Source organism: Enterobacter sp. SCRI0065, assembly GCF_059766475.1.
Genome location: NZ_JCBAJB010000002.1, coordinates 376,785 through 394,203 on the forward strand (window position 1 = coordinate 376,785; position 17,419 = coordinate 394,203).

Annotated in this window: 16 protein-coding genes; 11 read left to right on the forward strand and 5 right to left on the reverse strand. The window is 52.1% G+C overall.

From position 1 onward, the window contains the following. Window positions 1-165 precede the first annotated feature (165 nt). Entirely contained in the window at window positions 166-2,136 is a 1,971-nt protein-coding gene (gene cirA, locus AC6EMZ_RS07630) for a catecholate siderophore receptor CirA (protein ID WP_498401863.1), read from the forward strand. Window positions 2,137-2,186: 50 nt separating this feature from the next. On the opposite strand, the gene fghA is transcribed toward cirA, so the two are convergent. Continuing rightward, entirely contained in the window at window positions 2,187-3,023 is an 837-nt protein-coding gene (gene fghA, locus AC6EMZ_RS07635; protein WP_498401864.1) for an S-formylglutathione hydrolase, read from the reverse strand. Between the two features lie 137 nt (window positions 3,024-3,160). On the opposite strand from fghA, the gene AC6EMZ_RS07640 reads away from it, so the two are divergent. The 7 genes from AC6EMZ_RS07640 (at window position 3,161) to mglC (ending at window position 11,357) form a co-directional block, all read left to right on the forward strand. Continuing rightward, window positions 3,161-4,297 (forward strand): YbfB/YjiJ family MFS transporter, encoded by a 1,137-nt coding sequence (locus AC6EMZ_RS07640; protein WP_498401865.1) that lies wholly within the window; start codon window positions 3,161-3,163, stop codon window positions 4,295-4,297. A 116-nt stretch (window positions 4,298-4,413) separates the two neighbouring features. Continuing rightward, a complete protein-coding gene (folE, locus tag AC6EMZ_RS07645; protein WP_131488834.1) occupies window positions 4,414-5,082 on the forward strand; it encodes a GTP cyclohydrolase I FolE in 669 nt (222 codons plus the stop codon). A 16-nt stretch (window positions 5,083-5,098) separates the two neighbouring features. After that, window positions 5,099-6,256, forward strand: a complete 1,158-nt coding sequence (gene yeiB / locus AC6EMZ_RS07650) for a DUF418 domain-containing protein YeiB (protein ID WP_498401866.1) — start codon at window positions 5,099-5,101, stop codon at window positions 6,254-6,256. A gap of 155 nt (window positions 6,257-6,411) precedes the next feature. Then, window positions 6,412-7,434 (forward strand): HTH-type transcriptional regulator GalS, encoded by a 1,023-nt coding sequence (gene galS / locus AC6EMZ_RS07655; RefSeq protein ID WP_498401867.1) that lies wholly within the window; start codon window positions 6,412-6,414, stop codon window positions 7,432-7,434. A gap of 296 nt (window positions 7,435-7,730) precedes the next feature. Further along, window positions 7,731-8,729, forward strand: a complete 999-nt coding sequence (gene mglB / locus AC6EMZ_RS07660; RefSeq protein WP_498401868.1) for a galactose/glucose ABC transporter substrate-binding protein MglB — start codon at window positions 7,731-7,733, stop codon at window positions 8,727-8,729. 81 nt (window positions 8,730-8,810) lie between these two features. Then, complete coding sequence (gene mglA, locus AC6EMZ_RS07665) at window positions 8,811-10,331, forward strand: galactose/methyl galactoside ABC transporter ATP-binding protein MglA (protein WP_498401869.1); 1,521 nt, start codon at window positions 8,811-8,813, stop codon at window positions 10,329-10,331. A gap of 15 nt (window positions 10,332-10,346) precedes the next feature. Then, window positions 10,347-11,357 carry a galactose/methyl galactoside ABC transporter permease MglC gene (gene mglC, locus AC6EMZ_RS07670; protein WP_498401870.1) on the forward strand — a complete coding sequence of 337 codons (1,011 nt, stop codon included), beginning with the start codon at window positions 10,347-10,349 and terminating at the stop codon, window positions 11,355-11,357. Window positions 11,358-11,401: 44 nt separating this feature from the next. On the opposite strand, the gene sanA is transcribed toward mglC, so the two are convergent. The 4 genes from sanA to AC6EMZ_RS07690 form a co-directional block, all read right to left on the reverse strand. Beyond that, window positions 11,402-12,121: an outer membrane permeability protein SanA gene (gene sanA / locus AC6EMZ_RS07675; protein ID WP_498401871.1), complete on the reverse strand. Its 720-nt coding sequence runs from the start codon at window positions 12,119-12,121 to the stop codon at window positions 11,402-11,404. Between the two features lie 128 nt (window positions 12,122-12,249). Next, the gene (gene cdd, locus AC6EMZ_RS07680; protein WP_498401873.1) at window positions 12,250-13,134 is read right to left on the reverse strand and encodes a cytidine deaminase; all 885 of its coding nucleotides are present in this window, start codon (window positions 13,132-13,134) and stop codon (window positions 12,250-12,252) included. Window positions 13,135-13,262: 128 nt separating this feature from the next. Then, entirely contained in the window at window positions 13,263-13,958 is a 696-nt protein-coding gene (locus AC6EMZ_RS07685) for a CidB/LrgB family autolysis modulator (RefSeq protein ID WP_498401874.1), read from the reverse strand. Beyond that, window positions 13,955-14,353, reverse strand: a complete 399-nt coding sequence (locus AC6EMZ_RS07690; protein WP_498401875.1) for a CidA/LrgA family protein — start codon at window positions 14,351-14,353, stop codon at window positions 13,955-13,957. The genes AC6EMZ_RS07685 and AC6EMZ_RS07690 overlap by 4 nt, the downstream gene beginning before the upstream one ends. 203 nt (window positions 14,354-14,556) lie before the next feature. On the opposite strand from AC6EMZ_RS07690, the gene map reads away from it, so the two are divergent. The 3 genes from map to bglG all read left to right on the forward strand — a co-directional run bounded on the left by map (window position 14,557) and on the right by bglG (window position 17,363). Continuing rightward, complete coding sequence (gene map / locus AC6EMZ_RS07695; RefSeq protein ID WP_498401877.1) at window positions 14,557-15,336, forward strand: type I methionyl aminopeptidase; 780 nt, start codon at window positions 14,557-14,559, stop codon at window positions 15,334-15,336. A 77-nt stretch (window positions 15,337-15,413) separates the two neighbouring features. Beyond that, window positions 15,414-16,346, forward strand: coding sequence for a tRNA dihydrouridine(16) synthase DusC (gene dusC / locus AC6EMZ_RS07700; protein WP_498401879.1), 933 nt, complete (start codon window positions 15,414-15,416; stop codon window positions 16,344-16,346). A gap of 183 nt (window positions 16,347-16,529) precedes the next feature. Next, window positions 16,530-17,363: a transcriptional antiterminator BglG gene (gene bglG / locus AC6EMZ_RS07705; protein WP_498401880.1), complete on the forward strand. Its 834-nt coding sequence runs from the start codon at window positions 16,530-16,532 to the stop codon at window positions 17,361-17,363. Window positions 17,364-17,419 lie beyond the last annotated feature (56 nt).

The window sequence follows — 17,419 nt, forward strand, 5'->3', positions numbered from 1 at the left end:
CATAGTATGGAGAAAAGACATAATTATTAACAATAAAATTGATAATAGTTATCGTTTGCTTTATCGTTACGGAAAATACCAGCCCGTCTAAGACGCGGGCGGAATGCACTACGCTGTGAGCAATAATTATTTGATATTGTTGTGTTTACCTCATGGAGATATGGAATGTTTAGGTTGAATCCCTTCGTCAGGGGAGGACTGTGTGCGTCTGCTCTGTCCTTGGCCCTGCCTGCTATCGCGGTCGAATCTGGCGATACAATGGTTGTCACGGCGTCTGCCACAGAACAAAACCTCAAAGATGCGCCCGCCAGTATTAGCGTCATCACTCAGGAAGATCTGAAACGTAAACCGGTGCAGAACCTGAAAGATGTGTTACAGGACGTGCCAGGTGTGCAGTTGACGAACGAAGGGGATAATCGCAAAGGCGTGAGCATCCGTGGTCTGGATAGTAGCTATACGCTGATCCTGATTGATGGCAAACGCGTAAGTTCCCGCAATGCCGTCTTCCGCCATAACGATTTTGACCTTAACTGGGTTCCGGTTGATGCCATCGAACGTATTGAAGTCGTGCGTGGCCCGATGTCGTCACTTTACGGTTCAGACGCGCTGGGCGGCGTAATCAACATTATTACCAAAAAGATCGGCCAAAAATGGACCGGTACGCTGTCGGCGGATACTACTATTCAGGAACATCGCGATCGCGGTGATACTTACAACAGTCAGTTCTATACCAGCGGCCCGCTGGTAGACGGCGTGCTGGGCCTGAAAGCCTACGGAAGTCTGTCTAAACGCGAAAAAGACGACCAGCAGAAATCCTCAACCACCACAACCGGTGAAACACCGGGAATTGAAGGCTTCACCAGCCGTGATGCTAACGTGGAGTTTGCCTGGACGCCGGATGAAAATCATGACTTCACCGCAGGTTACGGCTTTGACCGTCAGGATCGTGACTCGGATTCCCTCGATCAAAACCGCCTTGAGCGTCAGAACTACTCCCTGAGCCACAATGGCCGCTGGGATCTCGGCAACAGTGAGCTGAAGTTCTACGGCGAAAAAGTCGATAATAAAAATCCGGGTAACAGCAGCCCAATCACCTCGGAAAGCAACGCTGTAGACGGCAAATACGTTCTGCCGCTGAGTGACATCAACCAGTTCCTGACCTTAGGCGGCGAGTGGCGTCATGACAAGCTGAAGGATCCGATTAACCTGACGGGCGGCTCCAGCAGCAGTACATCCGCGAGCCAGTATGCGTTGTTCATCGAAGACGAGTGGCGCATCTTCGAGCCGCTGGCGCTGACCACCGGCGTGCGTATGGATGACCACGAAACCTACGGCGATCACTGGAGCCCGCGTGCTTATCTGGTCTATAACGCGACCGATACCGTCACCGTTAAAGGCGGCTGGGCGACAGCCTTTAAAGCGCCTTCGCTGCTGCAGCTAAGCCCGGACTGGACCACCGGCTCATGCCGTGGAGCTTGCGAAATAGTCGGTAGCCCGGATTTAAAACCTGAAACCAGCGAAAGCTTCGAACTCGGACTTTACTATGCGGGGGAAGAGGGATGGCTAGAGGGCGTGCAGGCCAGCATTACCACCTTCCAGAATGATGTTGATGACCGCATCAGCATCAGCCGCACAGCTAACGTCGATCAGGCGCAGAGCTATCCGAACTATGTCGGTCTCAACGCCGATGGCGAACCTATTTTCCGCTATTACAACGTCAACAAGGCGCGCATCCGTGGGGTTGAAACGGAGCTCAAGTTCCCGCTGGCAGAAGACTGGAAAATGACGCTGAATTACACCTATAACGATGGTCGTGATATCAGCAACGGCGGCGATAAACCCCTGTCCGAACTCCCGTTCCATACCGCGAACGGCACGGTTGACTGGCAGGCGTCTCAGGCATGGTCATTCTATGTGCAGGGCAATTATACGGGTGAAAAACGCGCTATCACCGATGGGGCAGCAACACCTGGCGGCTACGTGGTCTGGAATACCGGCGGTGCGTGGCAGGCAACCAAAAACGTTAAGCTTCGTGCTGGCGTACAGAACCTGTTGGATAAAGATCTCAGCCGTGATGATTACAGCTACTCTGAAGACGGTCGTCGTTACTTTATGGGCGTAGATTACAAGTTCTGATGATGTTAACGGGGCTATCTCTCAGAGAAAGAGATAGCCCCGGCGAGCTGTTATCTGAACAGATGCTCCGCATGGAAGCGGAGATGGTCTTCAATAAACGACGCGATGAAATAGTAGCTGTGATCATGCCCCGGCTGGATACGCAGGGTCAGAGGCCAGTCTTTTTGACGCGCCACTTCCGCGAATACCGCAGGCTGCAACTGTTCTGCCAGGAACTGATCGGCATCACCCTGATCGATAAGCATTGGAATGGCCTGCTCGGTCAAGCTTGCCTGCAACAGTGCGCAGCTATCCCACTCCTGCCATTGATCAGCATCGTCACCCAGATAATGGCTAAACGCTTTTTGCCCCCACGGGACCTGAGTCGCGTTCACAATGGGCGCAAATGCCGACACGCTGGTGAATTTGCCAGGATTCTTGAGTGCCATAATGAGTGCGCCATGGCCGCCCATCGAATGGCCACTGATCGCGCAGCGATCGCTGACCGCAAACTCAGCCGCAATCAGTGACGGTAATTCGTCACGAAGGTAGTCATACATACGGTAATGACTTGCCCACGGCTGCTGCGTGGCGTTCAGATAGAACCCGGCGCCTTTGCCTAAATCGTATCCCGCATCGTCTGCTACATCATCACCGCGCGGGCTGGTGTCCGGCATGACCAGCACAATCCCGAGTTCTGCTGCCACGCGCTGAGCGCCTGCTTTGGTTGTGAAGTTCTCGTCGTTACAGGTGAGACCGGAAAGCCAATACAGCACCGGCGGTTTTGCGCCGTTCGCAGCGTCAGGCAGAAAAATGCTGAACGTCATGGCGCAGTTCAGCGTGGCGGAGTCGTGCCGCCAGCGCTGCTGCCGACCTTCAAAACAACGGTGCTCTTCGAGCAGTTCCATGCAAGGCTCCTGATGTGTCATGTTATTCATTAAAGCCATAATACAGATTATTCATTCACCTGTGAGCAACTTTCACTTCCGCTCACTGGTCATATGTTGCATCATGAATTAACTTAATTTTAACAATTGGAGCGGTCATGGCGCTGCGCATCGCGCTTAGCGGATTTGTGGTTTTGGTCGTTGTGATGGGAATAGGGCGGTTTGCCTTTACCCCGCAGGTTCCGCTGATGATCGCGGCGGGACAACTGACGCTAACCAGCGCCGGGCTGGTGGCCGCCATGAACTATCTGGGCTACTTAGTCGGGGCATGGGATGCCATGCGCGCGCACCGTTTTGTCGAAGGGCGCTTGTATCTTGGCATTACCGGTGCGGTGGTGTTAACGCTGTTGTCCGCCGTTGCGGATAACGCCATCGTGCATGGCGTCCTGCGTTTTATCATCGGTTGCATGAGCGGCTGGTCGATGGTGCTTATCGCCGCGTGGACCAACGAACGACTGGCGCATTATGGCAAACCGAGGCTCAGCGCCGCCGTCTTTGCGGGGCCGGGCGCGGGTATCGCGATAAGCGGATTACTGGCCGTCTATATTCAGGCTCATGGGTTATCCGCAGGCGCAGCATGGCAGATTTATGGCGTGCTGGCGCTGGTGTTAATTGCGCTGGTTGCGCGCTATCTACCGCGAGTTGGTCAGCTCCATCGGCCTGAAACAGCACCGGCACCGTTAATTTTGACGCCAGATTTGCGCCGTCTTGTCTGGAGCTACAGCCTGGCGGGGTTCGGCTACATTCTCCCCGCGACGTTTTTATCGCAGATGGCCGCGCTGCGTTTTCCCGGCAGTTTATTTGCGCAGTTTGTCTGGCCGGTATTTGGTGCCGCAGCCGTCGTTGGGATTGCGCTGAGCATTGCCTTGCGTCATATCGCCACGGCGAATCGTCGGTTGGCTGTTGTGCTGGCATTACAAGGCGTAGGCGTTTTTGCTGCCTGGCTCATGCCGGGGATTAGCGGTCTTATTACCGGGGCGTTATTGGTCGGCGGCGGATTTCTCTGCGCCGTTCAGCTCTCGCTGCTTTATGGGCGTGAACTGGCACCTAATCATACCCGTTACATGGCGGGACTGCTTACCACCGGCTACGCGATCGGGCAGCTAGTAGGCCCCGTCACCTCTGCCATATCGACATGGTTCACGCACCGGCTGGAGCCTGCATTAGGTCTGGCGGGTCTTGCACTGTTTATCGGCGGGGCGCTGGTCTGGAATCGTCAGGCTGAAAGGCAATAGCAATTGCAATAATTATCACCGTGAATACTGGATTATGTGCGCCACCTCACGCACAATAAGCGCACACTTTTGCCTCAACGAGGGCAAAAGGCAGCCACACCTGCAGGAGAAAAATAATGCCATCACTCAGTAAAGAAGCCGCTCTCGTCCATGAAGCGCTGGTTGCGCGCGGTCTTGAAACTCCATTGCGTCCGCCAGTGAATGAACTGGACAATGAAACGCGCAAGCGCCTTATTGCCGGACACATGACCGAAATCATGCAGTTGCTGAATCTCGACCTGAGCGATGACAGCCTGATGGAGACGCCGCAACGCATTGCCAAAATGTATGTCGACGAGATTTTCTCCGGCCTGGATTATGCCAATTTCCCGAAAATCACCGTCATCGAAAATAAAATGAAAGTCGATGAGATGGTGACCGTACGTGACATTACGCTGACCAGCACCTGCGAACATCATTTTGTTACCATCGACGGCAAAGCGACCGTCGCGTATATCCCAAAAGATACCGTGATTGGCTTGTCGAAAATCAACCGCATCGTGCAGTTCTTCGCGCAGCGTCCGCAGGTTCAGGAACGTTTGACGCAGCAAATTCTGACCGCGTTGCAAACGCTGCTGGGCACCAACAACGTAGCGGTATCCATTGATGCAGTGCATTATTGCGTGAAGGCGCGCGGCGTTCGCGATGCTACCAGCGCAACCACCACCACGTCGCTGGGTGGTTTGTTTAAATCCAGCCAGAACACCCGCCAGGAATTCCTGCGCGCCGTGCGTCACCACAACTAATCAGAAGGCAGGATCAATGGAGCGTAATGTCACGCTGGATTTTGTTCGTGGCGTGGCCATTCTGGGGATCCTGCTGCTCAATATCAGCGCCTTTGGTTTACCGAAGGCTGCATATCTTAATCCTGCCTGGTATGGCGACATTACCCGCAGCGATGCCTGGACCTGGGCAATCTTAGATCTCTTTGCGCAGGTTAAATTCCTCACCCTCTTTGCACTGCTTTTCGGCGCAGGATTGCAGCTGTTGCTCAAACGCGGCAAACGCTGGATTCAGTGTCGGCTGACGCTGTTGGTTATCCTCGGGTTTATTCACGGACTGTTTTTCTGGGATGGTGACATTCTGCTGGCCTATGGTCTGGTCGGGCTTATCTGCTGGCGGATGATCCGCGATGCGCAAGACGTGAAAAGCCTCTTTAACACGGGCGTTATGCTGTACATCATCGGTATCGGCGTGCTGTTACTGCTGGGGTTGATTTCGGGCGGCTCGACAAATCGCTCGTGGATCCCGGGTGCCGCAAGCCTCCAGTATGAACAATACTGGAAGCTTAAAGGTGGTGTAGAGGCCATCAGCAATCGTTCCGATATGCTCGGTGATAATCTGATTGCTCTGGGCGCTCAGTACGGCTGGCAGCTGGCGGGAATGATGCTGATGGGCGCGGCGCTAATGCGTACCGGCTGGTTGAAAGGGGAGTTTAGCCTCAGGCATTATCGCCGCACAGGGATGATACTGATCGTCCTCGGTATGGCCATCAATCTTCCGGCCATCATTACCCAGTGGATGCTTGGCTGGGACTATCGCTGGTGTGCTTTCTTGTTACAGGCTCCCCGTGAACTCAGCGCCCCGTTTCAAACTATCGGTTACGCTGCGCTTATCTACGGCTTCTGGCCACAGTTATCCCGCTATAAGCTGGTGGGGGCCGTGGCGTGCGTGGGCAGAATGGCGCTCAGCAACTACCTGCTACAAACGCTGATTTGTACGACGCTTTTCTATCGATTAGATCTGTTTATGAAATTCGATCGGCTGCAACTGTTGGCGTTTGTCATTCCGGTCTGGATGTTCAACCTGCTGTTTTCGGTCATCTGGCTGCGTTATTTCCGTCAGGGACCGGTGGAATGGTTATGGCGTCAATTAACCGCGTATGCGTCAGGTCACTCATTGACTAATACATCCAGATAACGATCTGGATCACAATCATTAACAAAACGGATGTAACCGTTTTCATCAGTGTGACCTCCTTCACGTAGTCCCCTCGCTGTCGCTGCCAAAATAGCCTCCTTGCTAAACACAGGGGGTGTCTGTGAGTTGCTGCAATCCTTTGAAGGATGGTGAACATGATCACCATTCGTGACGTAGCCCGCCTCGCGGGTGTATCTGTTGCTACCGTTTCGCGTGTGCTCAATAACAGCGCACTGGTTAGCCCTGACACCCGTGAAACCGTGATGAAAGCGGTGGCGCAGCTTGACTATCGACCCAACGCGAACGCCCAGGCGCTCGCCACGCAGGTCAGCGATACCATTGGCGTAGTGGTGATGGACGTATCAGATGCGTTCTTTGGCGCGCTGGTCAAAGCGGTGGATGTCGTTGCTCAACAGCATCACAAATATGTCCTGATCGGCAACAGCTATCACGAAGCTGAAAAAGAACGTCATGCCATTGAGGTGCTAATACGTCAGCGCTGTAACGCGCTGATTGTTCACTCAAAAGCATTAAGCGATGAAGAACTCGCCGGGTTTATGGACCATATTCCTGGCATGGTGTTGGTTAACCGCGTTGTGCCTGGGTATGCCCATCGCTGTGTGGCATTGGATAACGTCAGCGGTGCAACGATGGCGACGCGTATGCTGCTGAACAACGGTCATCAGCGCGTAGGGTATCTGGCGTCCAGTCATCACATTGAAGATGATGATATGCGGCGCGAAGGTTGGCAAAACGCGCTGAAAGATGCGGGCATCATGCCTATGGACAGCTGGATAGGAACCGGTTCGCCAGATATGCAGGGCGGGGAGGCCGCGATGGTCGAGCTGCTGGGGCGCAATCTGCAGCTCACTGCGGTGTTTGCCTATAACGACAGCATGGCTGCCGGAGCGCTGACGGCGCTCAAAGATAACGGCATTGCGGTGCCACAGCATCTTTCATTGATTGGCTTCGATGATATTCCCATTGCCCGTTACACCGATCCGCAGTTGACCACGGTGCGATATCCCATTGCCTCAATGGCTAAGCTGGCCACTGAGCTGGCGTTACTGGGGGCCGCAGGACAGCTGGATCCGAGTGCAACACACTGTTTTATGCCGACGTTAGTTCGACGCCATTCTGTCGCCCCAAGGCAAATTGTGGCTCCGATCACTAACTGATTACATGGAGTGATGTAACCGTTTTCAATCTGTGAGTAAATTCACAGTATCTTAACAAGGCGCTGACTATGATGTCAGCGTTTTAGGAGCTGAAACGCTATGTAACGGTGATTAATCACTTTCACTATAGCCAAAGTGCCGCAAACGACCAAAAAAACGCATTCTGGAGCGTTACCGAACACGGAAGATAGAATTTTATAAGTGAACTTCGGCGGTCATTATCTTTTTTTTAACATTTGCCCGCCGACCGTTATTCACAACGAGAACTACCCTGCATAAAAAAAACCGGAGATACCATGAATAAGAAGGTTTTGACTCTGTCTGCTGTTATGGCAAGCATGCTTTTTGGCGCAGCAGCGCACGCTGCGGATACCCGTATTGGCGTGACTATCTATAAATACGACGACAACTTTATGTCTGTTGTGCGTAAAGCAATCGAAAAAGATGCTAAATCAGCGCCAGACGTTCAGCTGCTGATGAACGACTCCCAAAACGACCAATCCAAACAGAACGACCAGATCGACGTTCTGCTGGCGAAAGGCGTGAAAGCACTGGCCATCAACCTGGTTGACCCGGCTGCGGCAGGTACTGTTATCGAGAAAGCGCGTGGCCAGAATGTGCCAATCGTATTCTTTAACAAAGAACCTTCACGCAAGGCGCTGGATAGCTACGACAAAGCCTTCTACGTGGGTACTGACTCTAAAGAGTCCGGTATTATTCAGGGCGACCTGATTGCTAAGCATTGGGCTGCGAACCCGAACTGGGATCTGAACAAAGACGGCCAGGTGCAGTTCGTTCTGCTGAAAGGCGAACCGGGCCACCCGGATGCTGAAGCACGTACCGCTTACGTTATCAAAGAGCTGAATGAGAAGGGCCTGAAAACTCAGCAGCTGGCATTAGATACCGCGATGTGGGACACCGCGATGGCGAAAGATAAGATGGACGCATGGCTGTCTGGTCCTAACGCGAACAAAATCGAAGTGGTTATCGCGAACAACGATGCGATGGCGATGGGTGCCGTTGAAGCGCTGAAAGCGCACAACAAATCCTCTATTCCTGTCTTCGGCGTCGATGCACTGCCAGAAGCGCTGTCTCTGGTGAAATCGGGCGCAATGGCCGGTACCGTGCTGAACGATGCCAACAACCAGGCGAAAGCGACCTTCGATCTGGCTAAAAACCTGGCCGACGGTAAAGGTGCTGCTGATGGCACCAACTGGAAAATCGAAAACAAAATCGTTCGCATCCCTTACGTGGGCGTAGACCAGGCAAACCTGTCTGAGTTTATCGGTAAATAAGTTTAGATAGAGCACGTTCCCAATGGGCGCAATTCGTTGCGCCCTTTTACAACGCGATATGCGAGACCGAAAGGTATAATTATGGTCAGCACAAATAGTCAGTCGTCAGGCGAATTCTTGTTGGAAATGAGCAGTATTGACAAGTCTTTCCCCGGCGTTAAGGCTCTCGATAATGTTAATTTAAAAGTTCGTCCTCACTCTATTCATGCGTTGATGGGGGAGAACGGTGCGGGTAAATCGACATTATTAAAATGCCTTTTTGGGATCTATCAAAAAGATACTGGTAGCATTCTATTTCAGGGGAAAGAGATCGACTTCCATTCAGCCAAAGAAGCGCTGGAAAATGGGATTTCGATGGTTCACCAGGAGCTTAACCTGGTACTTCAACGTTCTGTTATGGACAATATGTGGTTGGGTCGTTATCCAACCAAAGGCGTATTTGTCGATCAGGATAAAATGTATCGCGACACCAAAGCGATATTCGATGAACTGGATATTGATATTGACCCGCGCGCGCGCGTAGGCACCTTATCCGTTTCACAAATGCAGATGATCGAAATTGCCAAGGCATTCTCCTATAACGCCAAAATCGTTATTATGGATGAGCCGACTTCATCATTGACGGAAAAAGAGGTTAATCACCTTTTCACCATCATTCGTAAGTTGAAGGATCGTGGCTGCGGCATCGTTTATATCTCGCATAAGATGGAAGAGATCTTCCAGCTGTGCGATGAAATCACCATTCTGCGTGACGGTCAGTGGATCACCACTCAGCCTCTTGAAGGGCTGGACATGGACAAGATCATTGCCATGATGGTGGGCCGTTCCCTGAACCAGCGTTTCCCGGATAAAGAAAACCAACCTGGCGAAGTGATTCTGGAAGTGCGTAACCTTACGTCGCTGCGTCAGCCTTCTATCCGCGATATCTCTTTCGACCTGCATAAAGGCGAAATTCTGGGTATTGCTGGTCTGGTCGGTGCGAAGCGTACCGATATCGTGGAAACCTTGTTTGGTATCCGTGAGAAATCGGGCGGTACGATTACGCTGCATGGCAAAAAAATTAATAATCACAACGCGAACGAAGCCATTAATCATGGTTTTGCGCTGGTGACGGAAGAGCGCCGCTCAACCGGTATTTATGCTTATCTGGACATTGGTTTTAACTCGCTGATCTCCAATATTCGTAATTACAAAAATAAGGTCGGTTTACTGGATACGTCTCGTATGAAAAGCGATACCCAATGGGTAATCGACTCCATGCGCGTTAAAACACCAGGCCACCAGACGCAAATTGGTTCACTTTCCGGCGGAAATCAGCAGAAAGTGATTATTGGTCGCTGGTTATTAACACAGCCAGAAATTTTAATGCTCGATGAACCCACGCGCGGTATCGATGTAGGTGCAAAATTTGAAATCTATCAGCTTATAGCTGAGCTAGCCAAAAAGAATAAAGGGATTATTATTATTTCTTCCGAAATGCCGGAATTGTTAGGGATCACAGATCGTATTCTGGTTATGAGCAATGGTCTCGTTGCCGGAATTGTTGACACCAAAACGACAACGCAAAACGAAATTCTCCGTCTTGCGTCTTTGCACCTTTAAGATCAGGGGCTCCTCATGAGTGCGTTAAATAAAAAAAGCTTTCTCACTTATCTGAAAGAGGGCGGTATTTACGTCGTTCTTTTAGTATTACTGGCCATTATTATTTTCCAGGACCCTACGTTCTTAAGTTTACTGAACTTGAGTAACATTCTGACCCAGTCCTCAGTGCGTATTATTATCGCCCTGGGCGTTGCGGGTCTGATCGTTACTCAAGGTACTGACCTGTCAGCAGGGCGTCAGGTTGGTCTGGCGGCGGTTGTCGCCGCAACGCTGTTGCAGTCAATGGAAAACGCCAACAAGGTCTTCCCGGAAATGGCGACCATGCCCATTATCCTGGTGGTGCTGATTGTTTGCGTCATTGGTGCAGTGATTGGTCTGATTAACGGTATTATTATCGCTTATCTGAACGTCACACCGTTCATCACTACCCTGGGTACGATGATTATCGTTTACGGTATCAACTCCCTTTATTACGACTTTGTTGGTGCATCGCCAATCTCTGGATTTGACAGCGGATTCTCGACGTTTGCCCAAGGATTTGTTGCGCTGGGTAGCTTCAGACTCTCTTACATCACTTTCTATGCATTAATCGCAGTGGCGTTTGTCTGGATCCTGTGGAATAAAACTCGCTTTGGTAAAAATATCTTCGCTATCGGGGGCAACCCAGAAGCCGCGAAAGTATCTGGCGTTAACGTCGCGCTGAACCTGCTGATGATCTACGCATTGTCCGGTGTGTTCTACGCGTTCGGTGGTCTGCTGGAAGCAGGACGTATCGGCTCTGCGACCAACAACCTCGGCTTCATGTACGAACTGGATGCCATCGCGGCCTGCGTCGTAGGCGGTGTTTCCTTCAGCGGTGGTGTGGGTACCGTAGTGGGTGTAGTGACCGGTGTAATCATCTTCACCGTCATCAACTATGGCCTGACCTATATCGGCGTGAACCCTTACTGGCAGTACATTATCAAGGGCGCGATTATTATCTTCGCGGTTGCCCTGGATTCACTGAAGTACGCTCGTAAGAAATAATACTTCTGTTGATAAAAAAGCCCGCTCATTTACGAGCGGGCTTTTTATTTTTTCATTTTCTTCTCTAATTCCAGCAGCTGTTCCGGCGTCACCGCCGGGTAATCCTGCGCGCCTTCAGGCACTTCATACAGTTCAGGAATGGGCACCAGCGGGCCTAAAAAGCGTGGTTCACGTTTGAAGAGGTACAGGTCGGCCAGCGCACCAAAGCGCGCACCAAACTCCCGCACCCGAACGCTGAGCATATCTTTTGGAGAAGGAACGGCATAACACTGGGCCTGAATGCCCATATGCAGCGCGATAAACAGCGCGCGTTCACAGTGGAAGCGCTGGGTGATGATGATGAAATCGTTGGTATCAAAAACTTTACGCGTACGTACGATAGAGTCCAGCGTGCGGAATCCCGCGTAGTCGAGGACGATATCCGCCGGATCAACGCCTGCAGCAATCAAATCCTTACGCATCGTCATCGGTTCGTTATAGCTTTGCTGAGCGTTATCACCACTGAGCAGCAGATAATTCACCTTGCCGCTGTTGTAGGCGTTTAACGCTCCCTGAATGCGGTAGCGGTAATACTGGTTAATGACGCCGGTACGATAATATTTGGCTGTCCCCAGAACCACGCCAACCTGTCGATAGGGCAGATCCTGCAAATCGTCAAAGATATACGGTGCGGTTTTCCAGCTCATCCAGCGGTCGAGGCCGAGTGCCGTCAACAGCAGTATGCCGAACAGGACAGACAGGCTGTAAAACACACGCTTTAACATGAAGATGACTCGTACCGACGGTGGAATTTCATTCAGGCTACTTTACCCGCCTGCTAATCGCAAGAAACAGCGGTTTGATTGGGGGGATTTTCATCAGATACGCGGGCATTTCTGCCCGCGAGGAGATATTACCCAAGTAAAACGCGGTCGATATTTGAGCAACCCAGCGCTTTCAGCGTGGCGGCGGTAGCGTCCCACTGGATTAATGGCGCATCGGCTCTTTCGGCCAGAATTGCACGCTGGATATCCGGGTAATCATACCCGTTCAGGCTCAGCAAATTCAGTGCGCCCTGCAGCGGTGGCAGCGTTGGGTTAAACGCCGCGTTTTCGGCATAGCTGCCGGTGAAGATGCGCCCGTCACGGCATTCCAGCGCGACACCGCTTGGGGATTTACTGTACGGCGTATGGCTTTTATTCGCAGCAGTGATGGCCGCCTGAGCCAGCGCATCGCCGCTTAACGCGTAGCCATGATCCTGTTCATCCATCAGCAGTGTTTCAATCTCAAGATCTTTTGGACCAAAGGCGTCTGGCAGATAGTCGCCGAGCGTGTGTGGTTCGCGTCCTGGCAGGTTGATGCGCAGTTGCAGACCGCTATTCAGCTCATTCATAAACTGGCGGCAATGACCGCAAGGGGTGTAGTTAACGGTGATGGCGGCCAGCGCTTTTTCACCGCGCAACCAGGCGTGGCTGATGGCGCTCTGTTCCGCATGGACAGTTTGCTGCATGGTGGCACCAAGGAACTCCATGTTCCCGCCAAAGTACCAGATACCACTGATGCCGCGAGCAATCGCGCCAACGTTAAAGTGGGACAGATCGGCTCGGGCGCAGGCGGCAGCCAGCGGCAGCAGTGCGAAAGCCAGCGCGTCTTCGTCCAGTCCCGTAGCCTGTTTCAGCGTCGCGACCTGCTCAGCCGTCAGCAGGGCGGGGAAATGCGCATCCGCCAGAACCGGGGCCAGGGCTGATTGCAAATTCTCGGCGAACTGGGCGTATGCAGTTTGAAAACGTGGGTGCATGGCAATGCCTCATAAAGGTTAATGGATCGGTAGTGTACGGAGCCAAAAGGGCTTTATATGTGATCCAAATCTCATTATTTATGCAACTTATGAAAACAAAATGAAAATTGCGCGACGCATCGCAAATTTTAGCCCACTACAGCCAAAATAATCGGGAACAGGAAGGGGGCAATGAGCGAGGTCATGATCCCGCAGATCACCAGCGCCAGTGAACTAAACGCGCCTTCCTGATAGTCCAGTTCTGCACAACGGGCGGTGCCGAGGGCATGCGAAGCCGTACCCATGGCCAGGCCACGCGCTGCTTTGGTCCGAATACGCATCAAATTCAGCAAAGTATGGCCAAACACGGCACCCAGAATACCCACAAAGATAACGCACATCGCACTGATGGCCGGGATACCACCCAGGCTGCCGCCGACCGCCATTGCAATCGGCGTGGTGACAGATTTTGGCAATATAGAGGCGGCGATTTGCGGCGATGCGCCCATTAACAGAGCGACGCTTGTACCGGTCACCATAGCGACCACGCTGCCTACCAGGCAGATCGTAATAATGGATTTCCAGCGCGCGCGGATTTGATGAAGTTGCTCATAAAGAGGAAACGCCAGCGCGACGACGGCAGGTTGCAGCAGATCGTTCAGGACTTTGCTGCCTGCGAAATAACGATCGTACGAGATGCCGGTCAACAGCAGAAAAGGGATAATCACCACCATCGCGACCAGTAAGGGGTTCAGCAAGGCCATTTTAAAACGAGCAGCGAGCTTACGCGCGGCAAAGAAAACCATCAGCGTTAAGGGCAACGACCACCAGATATTCGCCATCATTTTTTGGCTCCTTTCTGCCCGACCACTTTGCGCTCACCGTGTACCAGATGTGAACTCCAGCTGACGACCAGGAACACAACCAGCGTGCTGATTGCGCAAGAGACCACAATCGGACCAAACTGGGCTTTGAGCACATCATAATATTGCATCACCCCTACGCCGATCGGCACAAACAGTAGCGCCATATAGCGGATCAGCACAAAGCAGCCAGGGTTGACCCATTTAGCAGGCAGGATCTGTAGCGCCAGCAACAGGAACATAATGAGCATGCCAATGATACTGCCGGGGATGGTAATCGGCAGCAGGGAAGAGATGAATATTCCCGCATACAGACAAGCATAAATCAGGACGAATGCGCGCAGGTACTGCCAGACAACAATCAATGATTTGGTCATGGTTAAAGTCCTTAATAAAACGCATTCATCATACAATTAAACCTCAAAACGTGCTACGGATCACATCATGATTTTTGAGCATACCAGACATTCCTTTTTGGAACGTCGGGCATTTCCACAAATAGACAGGGCTCTGTTTACATGCCAGTATTTGTTTTATATAGGAATCAATCGATTAAGTATAACGCCGCAGGAGATTTACGATGCCGTCAATAATCATTAAAACCGCAGACGAACTAGCCAGACAGCGCCACGCCGGTGAACTGTTGGCTTCTGTCTTTACTATGTTAGACGGATTTATCGTACCAGGCGTTACGACCATGGCGATTAACGATCGCGTGGAAGATTTTATTGTTAATCAACTGCATTCCCGCCCTGCCAGCAAAGGGCAGTATGACTTTCCTTACGTGTTAAATACGTCCGTGAACGACGTGGTTTGTCACGGGATCCCTAAGGAATCAGAACATTTGAAGTCTGGCGCAATCGTGAATGTGGATATCACTCTGGAAAAGGACGGCATGATCGCCGACTCCAGCAAGATGTACCTGATTGGTGACGTCTCGCCGCTCGCCCGTCAGCTGGTAAAGAAAACCTACGAAGCGATGTGGAAAGGCATTAAAGCCGTCAAGCCTGGCGCGACGCTTGGCGACATTGGTCATGCGATTCAGTCATACGTTGAAAGCAACGGCTACAGCGTGGTGAGGGAATATTGCGGGCATGGCATCGGGAAGGAGATGCATGAAGAACCCTCGGTGCTGCATTACGGTAAGCCGGGCGAGGGCGCGGTGTTGCAGGAGGGCATGGTCTTTACTATCGAACCGATGGTTAACCAGGGCGGCAGCCGGATAAAAACGAAGAAAGACGGCTGGACCGTGGTCACGCGGGACAAAAAACTGTCGGCGCAGTGGGAACATACGATTGCCGTAACGGCAGACGGCTACGAGGTGCTGACGCTACGCCCTGGAGAAAGCGTACCAGGCTAAAAACGGCGCAGAAAGAGGCCTTTTCACCTATCGGGAGACCCGCTACTATAGCGGGTCTTTTTTCACAGGTACTGATAATGCGTGTTTTACTGGCCCCGATGGAAGGCGTGCTCGACTCATTAGTGCGCGAGCTGCTGACCGAGGTTAACGACTACGATCTCTGCGTCACCGAATTTTTGCGGGTGGTCGATATGTTGTTGCCGGTAAAGTCGTTTTATCGCCTTTGCCCTGAGCTACATCGCCAGAGCCGCACGACTTCCGGCACGCTAGTTCGCGTTCAGCTTTTGGGGCAATACCCTGAATGGCTGGCGGAAAACGCTGCTCGCGCCGTGGAACTCGGCTCTTACGGCGTCGATCTAAACTGCGGCTGCCCGTCGAAAATGGTCAACGGCAGCGGTGGCGGTGCGACGTTGCTTAAAGATCCCGAGCTGATTTATCGCGGCGCAAAAGCGATGCGTGAAGCGGTGCCAGCCCATCTGCCCGTGACGGTTAAGATTCGCCTGGGGTGGGACAGCGGCGACCGGCAGTTTGAAATTGCCGATGCGGTGCAACAGGCCGGAGCGACCGAGTTGGTTGTCCATGGCCGCACAAAAGAAGACGGCTACAAGGCAGAACGCATCAACTGGCAGGCGATAGGTGAAATTCGTCAACGTTTGTCTATTCCCGTTATCGCTAATGGCGAAATCTGGGACTACGACAGCGCGCAGGCTTGTCTCAAAGAGACGGGCTGCGATGCAGTGATGATTGGTCGCGGCGCGCTCAACGTGCCGAATCTGAGCCGAATGGTGAAGTATAACGAACCGCGTATGGCCTGGGTTGACGTTGTCACACTATTGCAAAAATACACACGTCTGGAAAAACAGGGCGATACCGGCCTTTATCATGTTGCGCGCATTAAGCAGTGGCTAAGCTATTTACGCAAAGAGTACAGCGAAGCGTTGGGGTTATTCCAGGAAGTCCGCACGCTGCAAACGTCAGCCGATATTGCGCGCGTCATCCAGTCCAAATAAAACCGATAAACCTTTCTTTCCGGCGGTACTAATCACGATCTGCATCACGTTTTTACCCGTGATGCATTGAGGCCACGAATCAAAGTGGTAGAGTGGCAAAACTGGATTGTTACTGCTGCGGCAGGCAAAACCTGATTTTCTGGCATTTGTCGGAAGTCAGGTTTTTTTGTTTCTGGGGTTCCAATGAAAATCGCCAAAATTCTTAATAATAATGTGGTGGTTGTTCTGGATGAGCACGGACGTGAGCAGGTCGTGATGGGCCGTGGGCTGGCCTTCCAGAAACGCGTCGGTGAAGATCTGGACACAGATAAAATAGAGAAAGTGTTTGCGCTGCAAAGCGATGAACTGGTCGGGCGGCTTGGGGAGTTACTCAGTCAAATCCCCCTTGAAGTGATGACCACCTGCGATCGCATTATTGGGCTGGCGGCGCAGAGACTCGGGAAATTGCAGGATAGCCTCTACATCACATTAACGGACCACTGTAACTTTGCTATCGAGCGGCAAAAGAAAGGGGTCGCCATCAAGAACGTGCTGTTGTGGGAAATTCGACGTCTGTATCCGAAAGAATTCGCATTGGGACAGGAGGCTCGAGCCATTATCGCTAAACGGTTGGGTGTGGAACTTGCCGAAGATGAAGCTGGTTTTATCGCTCTGCATCTGGTGACCGCGCAACTCAATAGCGAAATGCCGGAAGTGATGCACGTGACCCGGGTGATGCAGGAGATTTTGCACCTGGTGAAGTATCAGCTGAAGCTTGAGTACGACGAAGAGTCACTCAGCTATCAACGGTTTGTGACGCATTTGAAGTTCTTTGCCCAACGCATGCTGACCCGCACCGTGGTGCAGGACGACGATGTGTCGCTGCATACAGCGGTGAAGGACAACTACGCCAAAGCGTGGAAGTGCGCTGAAAAGATAGGGCAACATTTGCAGAAGAGTTATCAGCGTGAGCTGACGACCGAAGAAATTATGTTCCTCGCCATTCATATTGAACGGGTGAGAAAAGAAGGGCGTTAAGCCCAAAACTGGATTGTTACTGCATAACGCAGGCAAAACCTGAGCGCGGCTTCTGA